We start from the raw sequence: 13,950 nt of genomic DNA, 5'->3' as shown, positions 1-13,950 counted from the left end.
CCTATTATTCTTTACTAGCCAGTTTTTCTAAGTAATAGTCGTAAGTAGCAAACTGACTTCTAACTTTAGCTTGATCGTCGGTTTTATAAGCGTTTTCTTCAATTGCTGAAAAATCTCTGGCTTTTACATTATCGCTCCAGCAAATATTAAAGGTATCTAACAACTCTTGCTGAATATCTTTTTGATAAATCGGGCAAGAAATTTCTACACGATTATCAAGGTTTCTCGTCATCCAATCGGCAGAAGAAATATAAGTTTTGGGTTCTCCTCCGTTTTCAAAAATATACAAACGCGGATGCTCTAAATATTTATCGATAATACTGATCGCTTCAATATTTTCACTCATACCTTCAACCCCGGGAATTAAACTGCAAATACCTCTAACGATAAGTTTAATCTTCACTCCGGCGCGACTTGCTTCATACAATTTATCAATCATTTTATAATCTGACAAACTATTCAGCTTGATTTTTATTCCGCTTGGTTTTCCCAGTTTAGCATTGGTTATTTCTTTATCGATTAAGCGCTCGAATGTGGTTCTAGAATAATGTGGAGAAACAATAAGGTGTTTGTATTTATTCACCTTATAATTAATCTCGAAGAAATTGAAAACCTTCGAAATATCTTTTAAAATCGATTGATCCGCGGTAAATAAAGTATAATCGGTGTAAACTTTTGCCGTTGCTTCATTAAAATTACCCGTGCTTATAAAACCATAACGTTTTATTTTTTTATGTTCTAAACGTTCGATCACACAAGCTTTACAATGCACTTTTAAACCGGGAACCCCAAAAATAAGTTTAACTCCTTCGCGCTGCATTTGCTCGGCATAACGAATGTTATTTGCTTCATCAAAACGAGCGCGTAATTCGATAGAAACTGTTACTTGCTTTCCATTTTTTACGGCGTTGATCAACGAACTGGCAATGTGAGAAATTTCAGCTAAACGATAAATCGTAATACTTATCGCTTTTACTTTTGGGTCTAAAGCGGCTTCTCGTAAAAATTTTACCGTATACGAAAAAGTATGATACGGCGTGTACTGCAAGAAATCTTTATGAGCGATTTTCTCTAATAAACTTCCTTGTAACGTAAGTCCTTTAATAGGTAACGCAGCATATTTTTTATACAACAAATCTGAAGCGCCTAAACTCGGGAATTTCATATAATCACGACGGTTATGGTATCGCCCTCCGGGAATTAAACTATCGGAATCATCGATACCCATTTTAGAAAGTAAAAAGCCTAACGTATCTTCCCCAATATTTTTATCGTACACAAAACGAACCGGTTCACCTTCAATTCTATCTTTAATACTCGACAGTAATTTATCGATATAACTTTTGGTTAAATCTCCCGCCATATCTAATTCAGCATCACGAGTAATTTTGATCATATGTGCCGAAATACTTTCGTAATTAAATATGCTGAAAAGACTTTTTAAGTTGAAGCGAATTAAATCGTCAAGAATAATAATGTATTTTTTTCCGTCTTCGGAAGGAATCTCAACAAAGCGATCAATACCACGCGGAATTTCGATCAGAATATATTTCTTTTCTTTTTTACCATCTTCATCTAAGATCATTCGAACCGCCAAATAAGCAGCGCTGTCTTTTAAACGAGGTAATTCTTCTAGATCATTCAAAATGATGGTAACCAAGGCCGGACTCACTTTCTGGAGGAAATAATCTTGCACAAACTGCGCTTGTTGCTCGGTTACTTCATCTTCTTTGATCATACAGATCTTGTGCTTTTCAAGCTCACCACGAATTTGATCTAGAATTTCTAAACTTGTCGATTGTTGCTCGATCACGATCTGTGTGATTTCTTTCAATAAATCTGAAGCAGTAACGCCACCCAAGGCTTTTTTACCACCTTTCCCGGCTTGTTCGATACGTTTTACCGTAGCATAACGCACCTTAAAAAATTCATCTAAATTATTAGAGAAAATACCAATAAAACGAAGACGCTCAATTAACGGAACACTCTCATCTGCAGCTTCCTGAAGCACTCTTGCATTAAATTGAAGCCAACTTAATTCTCGATTGATATATTGATTTTTTTCTCTCATTTACTTGAACATTTTTGGGAAAAGCGTCACTAAAGTTTTTCCGTTATTAATGTTTTTCCAGTGATCAACGTCAAAATCAATCACCACCAATCCGGTTGTCGGTAAGTTATCAATGTTTTCATCTCCTAGAAAATTCACCAATTGTGTCATCGCAGGATTATGCCCGAAAACCATAAGTTGATCATCATCATCTGGTTGGCTTTTGATAACTTCTAACAATTCTGAAACATCAAACGTGTAAAGATCTGCGTTCACTTCAAAATAATCATCGCTCACTTCTAAACCTTCTTTAAACATTTCTGCTGTAGTTAAGGCACGTTTTGCCGAGCTACTTAACATTTTTACCGGCTGTCGAAAGTAAGTTTTAAAAGCTTTGATCACTAATTGTGCATCGTTATAACCACGCTTTTTTAGCGGTCGATCGTGATCGGCTAAGTCAGGATTTTTCCAAGAAGATTTACCGTGTCTTACCACTATGAGTTTCTTCATAAAATTAGTTTTAGTTGGTTGTTGGGGTGTTTAAGGTGCTAGTCTTACCGGCTCTTCCCAAGATTTTTTATTCGAAAGTTGATATACAAACCTGTCGTGCAAACGGTTAGGACGACCTTGCCAAAATTCAAAAGAGAATGGTTTTACTACATAACCTCCCCAATAGGCAGGTTTTTCAATCTCTTTATCTTGGTATTCTTTTTCTAATTCAGTTAATTTTTCTTCTAAATAATCACGATTAGGTACCGGTGAACTTTGATGAGAAACGATCGCGCCTAAACGGCTGCCGGCAGGTCGAGATTTAAAATAAGATGTAGATTCTTCTTCACTTACTTTTTCTACTTCGCCTTTAATAATCACTTGGCGTTCTAAAGCCGGCCAGAAAAATGATAAACATACTTTAGGATTTTTTTCTAAAGCTTGCCCTTTCTCGCTATCGTAATTGGTATAAAAAACAAAACCCTCTTCCTTTATTTTTTTGAGTAACACTACTCTACTCTTCGGGTAGCCGTCTAAACCAATCGTGCTCAACGTCATTGCATTAGGTTCATCGACGAGCTGAGATTCTTCTGCTTCATTGAACCATTTTTGAAAAAATGCTAATGGATTTTCTAAAAGATTTTCTTCTTTTAATTCTGATTTATCGTAGGATTTTCGATAATTTTCTAAATTCTTTTCCATACCTGCAATTTAACAGAAATGCCGCTAAAGGAAAAGTGTTTAGTGAAAGTTTACAAAATATTAATTGAAGCGTTTTATAGTTGAATTTTTGATGAACTTTCTTAATGCTTTTTTACATTTATTAAGTCATTTTGTACTTGAAATCAAGTTTTATAAAGCTCAGTAGTTTTAAATACAAGAATGTAATCCTGAATCAAGTTCAGGATGACGCATCATTTTATTATTAACTATTCAAAAGAGATCACCTTCCCGTCTTCTGCTAAAATCACATTATCAAAAACAGTTTCAGCTTCTTCTTTAAAGACTTCTATATTGCCGTAGCGCGTAGAATAATGACCTAAAATTAATTGTTTTGCTTGAGCTGCTTTGGCAATTTGAGCGGCTTCTTTGGCGGTAGAATGCTTGGTTTTTTCACACAAATGCTGATGTTGTTCTAAAAAAGTAGATTCGTGATATAAACCGGTGACTTCCTGAATTTGTTCAGCAATTTCTGGTTTGTAAACGGTATCGCTACAAAACGCGTAGCTTTGGGGAGTTTCCGGCGGAAGCGTTAATTTTTCATTAGCGATAATACTTCCATCTTCTAAAGTTACATCTTTCCCTTTTTTGATGCTTCGGTAATAGGCGACATCAATTTCGTAGTTTTGCACTTCATTGATGAGCAATTTTCGATCGCCTTCTTTTTCTTTGAAGAAAAAACCATTGGCATAAACGCGATGCTCTAACGGAATGGTTTCTACCGTTACTTTTTCATCTTCAAAAATAAGTTCCGGAGTAGTTTTGTCGAGTTCATGAAAATATAACTGAAAACCCGTCCAAGATTTTGAAAGTTTCAGCTGAAGTAATATAATTTCTTTAATTCCTTTTGGACCGTAAATATGAAGTTCTGTTTTTCTGTCTAATAAACCGAAAGTGGAAATTAGACCAACAAGTCCGAAAAAATGGTCGCCATGCAAATGGCTAATAAAAATATGTTTGATGCGGGCAAATTTTATTTTTCTTCTGCGAAGTTGCACCTGTGTACCTTCACCACAATCAATTAAAAATAGATGATTATTGATCTCTAAAACTTGCGAAGTGGGATTATTGAAGGTTCTGGGTGTGGCCGAATAACAACCGAGAATAGTAACTTCCATAGAAGAGCTTTAAAATTTCAGAGGAAGATATTTAAAATTCATCTAAACCACCAAGTTCTCGCTGAATTTCATCCATTTGGATCACATCTCCGGCTTCTAATAAGGTAGGAACCACCATTAACTCTTCAGGAACTTGATCGATATTTATCGTATCGTTTACAATGACAAACGAATGATTGTTGGCTCGATGCTGATTAGATAATTGCAAAAAAGAAAGTAATTCTTCTAAGGATAATTCGCCATATTTTAAAATATCGACCACTACATTTTTTGCTTTGATCTCGTCGTAAGCGTGATTTTCTAAATAATTAGAAAAACCTAGTACATCGTTTTTATCGTCTTCAACAACAATATAATTTTCTTTCTCGGTAATTTTCATCGCTTATTGCTTAATTTTTGACGCTAACAAATAGATTACCGCCATTCTTACTGCTACTCCGTTTTGCACTTGGTCGAGAATAATCGCATGATCAGAATCTGCCACATCGCTCGTTATTTCTACTCCACGGTTAATTGGCCCAGGGTGCATAATCGTGATCTCTTTATCTAAAGAATCGAGTAAGTTTTTATTCAATCCAAACTGTTGAACATATTCACGCGTTGTCGGGAAATAACTAATATCCATACGTTCGTTTTGTACGCGAAGCATATTGGCTACATCGCACCACTCTAAGGCTTTTCTTAAATTGGTTTCTACCTCGACACCTAATTTTTCAATATGTTTTGGGATTAAGGTTTTTGGTCCGCAAACTTTTACGTTAGCTCCTTGTAATTTTAAAGCGAAGATATTACTCAACGCCACACGGCTATGTAAAATATCACCGACGATCACTACATTTTTACCGGCTACTTCATCTAATTTTTCACGAATAGAATAAGAGTCTAATAAAGCTTGGGTTGGGTGTTCGTGCGCTCCGTCACCGGCATTTACAATGCTGGCATTTACGTGTTGCGAAAGAAAAACGCCCGCACCGGGATTGGGATGGCGCATAACGACCATATCGACTTTCATCGATAAAATATTGTTGACCGTATCGATAAGGGTTTCTCCTTTTTTAACGGAAGAAGATGCTGCAGAAAAGTTCACCACATCGGCGCTTAAACGCTTTTCTGCCAACTCGAAAGAAAGTCGAGTTCTGGTACTATTTTCAAAAAATAAATTGGCAATGGTAATATCCCGAAGCGATGGTACTTTTTTAATTGGCCTATTGATCACTTCTTTAAAATGATCTGCCGTTTCAAAAATTAAATCGACATCTTCTTTGGTAATATATTTGATGCCCAGTAAGTGGTTGACACTTAATTCACCCATTGATTTTTTTATTTATTTACAAGATAAACACAATCTTCACCTGCGTTTTCTACCCAGTTTACCTTTACTTTTTCTTCATTAATTGCATCTACCTGTCTGCCGTTATAATCGGGTTGTATAGGTAAATGTCTGCTAAAACGTCTATCGATCAAGGTTAATAATTCAATTTCTTTAGGTCGCCCAAAAGATTGAATTGCCGTTAATGCAGAACGTATACTTCGACCGGTATATAAGACATCGTCTATAAAAACCACTCGTTTGTCTTCTACTAAAAAATCGATTTTAGTTTTGTTGGCTTCTAATGGTTTCTCGCTTCTTCTAAAATCATCTCTATAAAAAGTAATATCTAATCTTCCTGTTTTTACTTCAGGAATTTTATATTCATTCTGAAGAATTTGCTGAATGCGTTCTGCCAAAAATATACCTCTCGGCTGAATACCAACAAGTACTGTTTCTTCAAAATTCTGATGATTTTCGATAAGTTGACAAGCCAGACGATGAAGTATAATTTCTATTTCTTTAGCACTGAGTAAAATTTTTTGGCTCATCTGTAGAAGTGTTCTTTTTCTGAAAAACAAAAGTAAAGAAAATATTGTTTTTGGAGAATATAAGTTCACGAAAGCTTGGCACAAAAATTTTATTCTTGTAAAATTGAAATACTAAACTTCGTGATGATCAAAACATTATTTCAGAAAAGTATTTTTAAAAACCTAGGTCCCGGCTTTTTACTCGCTGGTGCTGCTATTGGCGTTTCTCATTTGGTGCAAGCTACTCGTGCCGGCGCAGAATTTGGTTTTTCCTTAATTTGGGTATTACTTCTTGCTTGTCTTTCTAAATATCCGTTTTTAGAATTTGGCCCCCGATTTACCGCTTCTACCGGTAAAGACTTAATTAGTGGTTACAAAGAACTCGGTAAGTTTTCGTATTACACTTACATTTTTATCACTTTCGGGACCATGTTCGTTATTCAAGCATCGGTCACGATCGTTACTGCAGGATTGGCAGAGCAACTATTTCAACTGGGTTGGTCGCCCTTTATTTGGAGCGCGATTATTCTAGGCTTTTGCATTGCCCTTTTGTGGATAGGAAAATACAGCGGACTCGATTTAAGCATGAAAATAATTGTGACTTTACTCACCTTGGTCACGTTAATTTCAGTGCTTTTTGCCTTTAATGCCGGTACTTTAGAAAATGCATTGACAACTCCAGCTCCTTCTTATTGGAATTTAGGAGGAATGGCTTTTTTGATCGCTTTTATGGGTTGGATGCCTATACCTTTAGATGCTTCGGTTTGGCATTCGATGTGGACGCGAGAAAAAGCGAAAAATACTAACAAACAACTATCGGTGAAAAATAGTTTTATAGATTTTAATGTCGGTTACCTATCTGCTTCTTTTATTGGTTTATTGTTCTTGCTTTTAGGAGCTTTGGTGATGTTTGGTCGCGGTGAAAGTTTCTCTAAAAACAGCGTTGGTTTTGCAACGCAACTTATTGAATTATACCAATTTTTATTAGGTAATTGGAGTTATTTATTAGTTTCTATCGCCGCCTTGATCACGATGTTAAGTACCACGCTTACCGTTGCCGATGCTTACCCAAGAGTACTTTCTGAAATTATGATTCCGCAAGAGAGAGAAACCGAAATTTCTCTTCAGAAAAAATCAAATTTATATCGAATTGGTTTAATTGTTATTCCTATTCTATCGTTAGCCATCCTTTATTTTACCGATAAGAATTTTACGTACCTGGTCGATTTTGCTAGCGGACTTTCATTTTTATCGGCGCCCATTTTAGGATATTTCAATTTTAGATTGGTAAAGAATTATATTGCAGAAAAAGATCGTCCCGGAAAGAAATATCAAATATTCAGTTGGGTTTGCCTATTTATTCTAATTCTCTTCGGAATTGGCTATCTCTATATTCAATTCAACTAAATTATTCAGAAAAAAGCTATGAAAATTACAGATATTAACGGAAAAGTAAGTCTTTCAAACGGAGTTAAAATGCCTTATTTAGGTTTAGGCGTTTACAAATCGAAAGATGGTGAAGAAGTAAAAAATGCAATTAATTACGCATTCGACGCCGGCTATCGACTTATAGATACGGCAAGTTTTTATGATAATGAAGAAGGCGTTGGCGAAGCGATTAAAAACAGTAGTATTCATCGGGAAGAATTATTTATAACTACAAAAGTTTGGAACGACGATCAAGGTTATGAAAATACACTAAAAGCTTTTGAAGTTTCTAGGCAAAAGTTGAATTTAGATTATATCGATCTATACCTAATTCATTGGCCGGTTCCCGATGTTTTAGAAGAAACTTGGCAGGCTTTAGAAAAACTTTATAAAGACGGAAAAGTAAAAGCAATTGGTGTTTGCAATTGTTTACAGCACCAATTAGAAACCATCAAAAAAAGTGGATCGATCATGCCGATGGTTTTGCAAAATGAATTTCATCCTAAACTAGTTCAGCAAGAATTAATTGACTATTGCAAAAAAGAAAATATTCAATATCAAGCTTGGTCTCCTTTAATGCGCGGAAGAATTTTAGAAAATGAAACTATCGCTAAAATTGCTGAAAAGCACGACAAGAGTATTGCTCAAGTAATTATACGATGGGATTTACAAAAAGGTGTGTTAACCATCCCAAAAAGTGTGCATCAAAAACGAATTATAGATAATGCAAATGTTTTTGATTTTGATTTAACTGTTGAAGAAATTGAAACCATCGATGCTTTGCATAATGATGAACGAACGGGCGCTCATCCCGATCACTTTATGGAACATTTTGCTAAAAAATCTTAAGCATAAAAAAAGCCGCTTTTTTAAAGCGGCTTTTGAATTTATTTGGAATGGTGAATTACTTCACTTCTTCGTAATCTACGTCGTCGATGTTATCGCCTTCGCCTTCAGTTTGACCTCCGGTTGCTCCTTGTTGTGCGCCACCTTGAGCTCCTCCTGCTTGTTGCGCTTCTGCTTGAGCTTTATACATCTCTTCAGAAACAGATTTCCAAGTTTCGTTTAACTTTTCTAAAGCTGGAGTAATTTGGTCTAACTCTTTCGTTTCGTATGCCTTTTTCAATTCATCTAAAGCATCTTGAACCGGTTTTTTCTTATCGTCAGAAAGTTTATCTCCAAACTCTTTTAATTGCTTCTCGGTTTGGAAGATCATCGCATCTGCCTCGTTAAGTTTTTCAACTTTTTCTTTTGCAGCTTTATCTGCTTCAGCATTTGCTTCAGCTTCAGACTTCATTTTCTCGATTTCTTCTTCAGTTAAACCAGAAGAAGCTTCGATACGAATATCTTGTTTCTTACCGGTCGCTTTATCTTCAGCACTTACTTTAATAATTCCGTTAGCATCAATATCGAAGGTTACTTCAATTTGAGGAGTTCCTCTTTGTGCCGGTGGAATACCATCTAAGTGGAATCTACCAATAGTTTTGTTATCTGCTGCCATTGGACGCTCACCTTGTAATACGTGAATTTCTACCGATGGCTGATTATCTGCAGCGGTTGAGAAAACCTGAGATTTCTTAGTTGGGATGGTTGTATTCGCTTCAATTAATTTAGTGTTTACACCACCCATAGTTTCGATACCTAAAGAAAGTGGCGTTACATCTAATAAAAGAACGTCTTTTACATCACCGGTTAAAACTCCACCTTGGATTGCTGCACCAACAGATACAACTTCATCTGGGTTTACTCCTTTACTTGGCTTCTTACCGAAGAAGTTTTCCACAGCTTCTTGTACTGCAGGAATACGAGTAGAACCACCTACTAAGATAATTTCATCAATATCACTCTTTGATAAACCAGCTGCTTTTAAAGCTTTCTCACAAGGAGCGATGGTTCTTTTTACTAAATCTCCAATTAATTGCTCGAATTTAGATCTAGAAAGTGTTCTTACCAAGTGTTTTGGTCCGCTAGCAGTTGCAGTAACGTAAGGTAAGTTAATTTCTGTTGAAGTTGAAGATGATAATTCGATCTTAGCCTTTTCAGCAGCTTCTTTTAAACGTTGAAGCGCCATTGGATCTTTTCTTAAATCGATGTCTTCATCTTTGATAAATTCTTCAGCTAACCAATCGATCACAGCTTCATCTACATCGTCACCTCCTAAGTGCGTATCACCATCTGTTGCTAATACTTCAAATACTCCGTCTCCTAATTCTAAGATAGAAACATCGTGCGTACCACCACCAAAGTCAAAAACAACAATTTTTTGATCTTGACCTTTTTTATCTAAACCGTAAGCTAATGCTGCAGCAGTTGGCTCATTGATAATTCTTCTTACTTTAAGACCGGCGATCTCACCAGCTTCTTTTGTAGCTTGACGCTGAGAATCGTTAAAATATGCAGGAACTGTAATTACAGCTTCTGTTACATCTTGACCTAAATAGTCTTCTGCCGTTTTCTTCATTTTCTGAAGGATCATTGCAGAAAGTTCTTGTGGAGTATAAAGACGACCATCGATATCTACACGAGGTGTATCGTTATCACCTTTTACCACATTATAAGCAACACGACTTGCTTCTTTAGAAGATTCTGAATATTTGTTACCCATAAATCTTTTGATCGAAGCGATCGTTTTTGTTGGATTGGTAACTGCTTGACGTTTTGCAGGATCTCCAACTTTAATTTCTCCTCCTTCTACAAATGCAATTACAGAAGGGGTTGTTCTTTTACCTTCAGCATTAGGCACTACAGTTGGCTCATTACCTTCCATCACAGAAACACAAGAGTTGGTAGTTCCTAAGTCTATACCAATTATTTTACTCATAATTATATTTTTAGTTTTTTTTCAAATTTTAAATTCGATTACAAATAGTCAATCTTTGTGCCAGCAGAATTTTTATGACAGGTTGTCATTTTCGATAATTTCAATACTACAATATTGACATTTTGTAAGCTAAAATTGAATTTTCTTAGTGATGAACCTTCAGATTGAAAATATTTGAAAACTTAAAGAAATATTTCAACTCAAATTATCTTTAGTTCATTATTTCTCTTCATATTTGCGAAAAATTCAATCTTTTTTAAAAATCACACTTCTATGAAGAAAATTGAATGTATTAGTGTTTTCGATATGCTGAAAATTGGCGTTGGTCCTTCTAGCTCTCATACATTAGGACCTTGGAGAGCCGGACAACGTTGGATTGCCGAACTTAAAAAGAAAGATACATTTGATTTAGTTGAAACCATTAAAGTAGATCTTTATGGTTCTTTATCGTTAACCGGTAAAGGTCACGCTACCGATATTGCTTCAATTTTAGGTTTGTGTGGTTATGATCCCGTAACGATGGATCTTTCGATGTTAGAAAACCTAATTGCTTCGATTCAAGAAGAAAAAAAGATTTTATTTAATCGGGAGTTAGAAATCGATTTCGACCCGAAAACACAAGTCGTTTTTAATAGAAAGTTCTTAGATTTTCATCCCAACGGAATTAAATTTTCTGCCAAATTAAAAAACGGTAAGAAAACCAGTTCTTGCTTCTACTCTATCGGCGGCGGATTTGTGGTGAAAAAAGAACGAAAAAATGCAAAGAAGAAAATTGAAAATTTCGAGCAGTTTCCTTTTCCTATAGAAAAAGCCACAGAACTTCTTGCTTATTGTAATGCTGAAGGAAAAAAGATTTCTGAAATTGTTCTAGAAAATGAAAAGTCTCTACGAACCGAAACACAAATCGATAAAGGTTTGCGCGATGTTTGGCAAGTAATGCTAGAATCGATGTTTACCGGATGCCATACCGAAGGTATTTTACCAGGTGGTTTAAAAGTACAACGTCGCGCTTTCGATATGCACCAACGTCTCATTGGTGATGTTGAATATAATTCGCCTCAACAGTGGTTAGAAGGTATTCGAAATACAGAAGTAAAATTTAGGCAAATACTAAAATGGGTAAGTTGTTACGCATTAAGTGTAAATGAAGTAAATGCCTCACTTGGTCGTGTGGTTACCGCACCTACTAACGGAAGTGCCGGAACGGTTCCTGCGGTTTTAATGTATTATATGACCATTGAAAATCACGATGCCAATTTTGAACACGTAAAGCAATTTTTATTAGTTGCCGGCGAAATAGGAAGTCTCTTTAAAAAAGGAGCAACAATTTCTGCCGCGATGGGTGGTTGCCAAGCAGAAATCGGCGTTTCTTCTGCAATGGCTGCCGGAGCACTTACCGAATTATTAGGCGGAACACCAGAACAGGTTTTAATGGCAAGCGAAATTGCGATGGAACATCACCTTGGGTTAACCTGCGATCCTATTGCCGGTTTGGTGCAAATACCTTGTATAGAACGCAACGCAATGGGCGCCATTAAAGCGATAAATGCTGCTGAAATTGCTTTAGAAACCGATGCTACAAAAGCTAAAGTTCCGTTGGATAAAGTGATTGAAACGATGTGGGATACCGCAAAAGATATGCACGCTAAATACAAAGAAACTTCTGAAGGTGGTTTGGCTGTAAAAGTAAGTTTGTCGGATTGTTAATTAGTAATGAAGTATATTAAAAAAGCCACTGCAATTGCAGTGGCTTTTTTAGTTTATGAAGTGAGTACTTCAAAAACTTTTGCAACGGCTTCTGCTCCCGGATCTGGAATATCCTTTAAAGATTTTTCAGATAAATAAGAAGATCGGCCAAAATCTGTATTGGTAATTTCTTTGGTTTTGTTGGCTCCTTCCCTAGCCTTTTTTGCCGCCTCTTCGATCGTTCCATCTTCTGCTAAAACTGTAAATGCCGGTTGTAACGCATCGATCATCGTACGCTGTCCTTCTTCGGCACCACCAAATTCTTTCATTTTTTGCAAGCCTTCGTTTAAAGCTTTTCCTAAATGCTGATGTTCTTTGTAAGCATTCCCCGCACGTGTGAACATAATAGAAAGTAAAACTCCGCTAGAACCTCCGGTTTCCCGAGCTAAAATTCTTCCGATAGTAATGAGTAATTCGGCGTCATTATTAAACGGTAATTTATCGTGTAATTCTTGTAATTTCTTCGCTCCTGTAGCAAATGTTGAACCTGCGTCGCCATCGCCAACTTTTTCATCGATCGCGTTGAGTTCTTTTTCTAAACTGATTAATTCTTTGGTAATTTTTTGCAATGATTTTTCTTTAGCTGAATTTGAAGAAGCTTCAAATGGAAGTGTCTCCGGTAATTGCGGACTTTCAACTGAACTTATTTTACCAAATTCTCTAATGAACCAAGAAACGGGTGTTGCTTTTGCAGTTAAAGCTTTTTTAATTTCTTCATCTATAACTAACATCGAAATTGAAAAACCATTCATATTTAAGGAAGTCATCAATTGTGAAGGACCAACAATTAACTTCACTCGTTCTGCCAGCTCTGATTTTTGAAATGCGTAGAGTAAAATATTCATTTCTAACGGAGTGACACTTCCTAGGTTATTCAGCATTAAAGCATATTCTTTATCTTCAGAAGGTAGATATTCTTTTAATTTCTGAATTGCTTGTTGCATTAGACTTTCTGCATTATCCATCGAAATGGTTTCTACGCCGGGTTCACCGTGAATACCTAAACCGAGTTCAGCTTCCGATTGATCTAAACGAGAACTTTCAGGGTTTTGAAACTTTTGTCCTTCTTCTAAGGAAAGTCCGATAGAAAAAGTTTGCTCGGCAACTTTTTTAGCCATTTTGGTAACTTGAGCTAAATTTTTGCCTTCCTCAGCTAAATAACCGGCAGCTTTGTGAACAAATAAAGTTCCTGCTAAACCGCGCTGCTCAACATCTTCACCTAACGCAATATCGTCACCCACAATAACGGTTTCAACTTTGTAACCCATATCGCGAGCTTGTTCTGCAGCCAGACCAAAATTAAGTCGGTCGCCGGTATAATTTTTAATAATAAGTAAGCAACCTTTTTCTCCGGTCGTGGCAACAATGGCAGACAAAACTGCATCGACAGATGGTGAAGCAAAAATATCGCCACAAACGGCAGCAGTTAACATTCCTTCGCCTACAAAACCAGCGTGCGCAGGCTCGTGACCCGAGCCACCGCCAGAAATGACAGCGACTTTATTTTTATCGATGTTTTTACGAAGAACGACTCGAACTTCTGGAAAGTTATCTAGTTTGGTAAGATTAGGATCGGTGAGTAAACCTTCAATCCCTTCATCTACGACTTGTTGAGGATTATTTATAAAAAATTTCATTGGAATATAGTTTTCTAATAAAGGTAAAGAAAACGTATTCGTTTAAGGTTTAAAGAAAAGTTAAGCTTGGGCATAAAAAAACCGGATTTAAATAAAATCCGG

The 13,950-nt window shown here is 36.2% G+C and carries 12 protein-coding genes; 3 read left to right on the top strand and 9 right to left on the bottom strand.

Features of this window, described 5'->3' with window-relative positions; translation table 11 throughout:
• Positions 1 to 4: 4 nt before the first annotated feature.
• From ppk1 to pyrR, 7 genes are all read right to left on the bottom strand, one after another.
• Positions 5 to 2,071 (bottom strand): polyphosphate kinase 1, encoded by a 2,067-nt coding sequence (gene ppk1 / locus G551_RS0100830; RefSeq protein ID WP_027883785.1) that lies wholly within the window; start codon positions 2,069 to 2,071, stop codon positions 5 to 7.
• Positions 2,072 to 2,560 (bottom strand): SixA phosphatase family protein, encoded by a 489-nt coding sequence (locus tag G551_RS0100825; protein ID WP_027883784.1) that lies wholly within the window; start codon positions 2,558 to 2,560, stop codon positions 2,072 to 2,074.
• 30 nt (positions 2,561 to 2,590) lie between these two features.
• Positions 2,591 to 3,241, bottom strand: coding sequence for a pyridoxamine 5'-phosphate oxidase (gene pdxH / locus G551_RS0100820; RefSeq protein WP_027883783.1), 651 nt, complete (start codon positions 3,239 to 3,241; stop codon positions 2,591 to 2,593).
• A gap of 227 nt (positions 3,242 to 3,468) precedes the next feature.
• The gene (locus G551_RS0100815) at positions 3,469 to 4,377 is read right to left on the bottom strand and encodes a ribonuclease Z (protein WP_027883782.1); all 909 of its coding nucleotides are present in this window, start codon (positions 4,375 to 4,377) and stop codon (positions 3,469 to 3,471) included.
• Between the two features lie 31 nt (positions 4,378 to 4,408).
• Positions 4,409 to 4,756: a hypothetical protein gene (locus tag G551_RS0100810; protein WP_027883781.1), complete on the bottom strand. Its 348-nt coding sequence runs from the start codon at positions 4,754 to 4,756 to the stop codon at positions 4,409 to 4,411.
• A gap of 3 nt (positions 4,757 to 4,759) precedes the next feature.
• Positions 4,760 to 5,689 carry an aspartate carbamoyltransferase catalytic subunit gene (locus tag G551_RS0100805; RefSeq protein ID WP_027883780.1) on the bottom strand — a complete coding sequence of 310 codons (930 nt, stop codon included), beginning with the start codon at positions 5,687 to 5,689 and terminating at the stop codon, positions 4,760 to 4,762.
• 8 nt (positions 5,690 to 5,697) lie between these two features.
• The gene (pyrR, locus tag G551_RS0100800) at positions 5,698 to 6,237 is read right to left on the bottom strand and encodes a bifunctional pyr operon transcriptional regulator/uracil phosphoribosyltransferase PyrR (RefSeq protein WP_027883779.1); all 540 of its coding nucleotides are present in this window, start codon (positions 6,235 to 6,237) and stop codon (positions 5,698 to 5,700) included.
• Between the two features lie 123 nt (positions 6,238 to 6,360).
• On the opposite strand from pyrR, the gene G551_RS0100795 reads away from it, so the two are divergent.
• Entirely contained in the window at positions 6,361 to 7,623 is a 1,263-nt protein-coding gene (locus G551_RS0100795) for an NRAMP family divalent metal transporter (protein ID WP_036243140.1), read from the top strand.
• Positions 7,624 to 7,641: 18 nt separating this feature from the next.
• A complete protein-coding gene (locus tag G551_RS0100790; RefSeq protein WP_027883777.1) occupies positions 7,642 to 8,493 on the top strand; it encodes an aldo/keto reductase in 852 nt (283 codons plus the stop codon).
• Positions 8,494 to 8,548: 55 nt separating this feature from the next.
• Here the strand turns inward: G551_RS0100790 and dnaK are convergent, their stop codons facing one another.
• Positions 8,549 to 10,465: a molecular chaperone DnaK gene (gene dnaK / locus G551_RS0100785; protein ID WP_027883776.1), complete on the bottom strand. Its 1,917-nt coding sequence runs from the start codon at positions 10,463 to 10,465 to the stop codon at positions 8,549 to 8,551.
• A 273-nt stretch (positions 10,466 to 10,738) separates the two neighbouring features.
• Here dnaK and G551_RS0100780 point away from each other — a divergent pair, with 273 nt between their 5' ends.
• Positions 10,739 to 12,172: an L-serine ammonia-lyase gene (locus G551_RS0100780; protein WP_027883775.1), complete on the top strand. Its 1,434-nt coding sequence runs from the start codon at positions 10,739 to 10,741 to the stop codon at positions 12,170 to 12,172.
• Positions 12,173 to 12,225: 53 nt separating this feature from the next.
• Here the strand turns inward: G551_RS0100780 and G551_RS0100775 are convergent, their stop codons facing one another.
• On the bottom strand, positions 12,226 to 13,848 hold the full coding sequence (locus tag G551_RS0100775; RefSeq protein WP_027883774.1) for a dihydroxyacetone kinase subunit DhaK: 1,623 nt from the start codon (positions 13,846 to 13,848) through the stop codon (positions 12,226 to 12,228).
• Positions 13,849 to 13,950: the final 102 nt, after the last annotated feature.

This window comes from Mesonia mobilis DSM 19841, assembly GCF_000423405.1.
GTDB lineage: Bacteria > Bacteroidota > Bacteroidia > Flavobacteriales > Flavobacteriaceae > Mesonia > Mesonia mobilis.
Note: the sequence above shows the minus strand (reverse complement) of the source record. Positions and strands in the feature narration are given on the sequence as shown.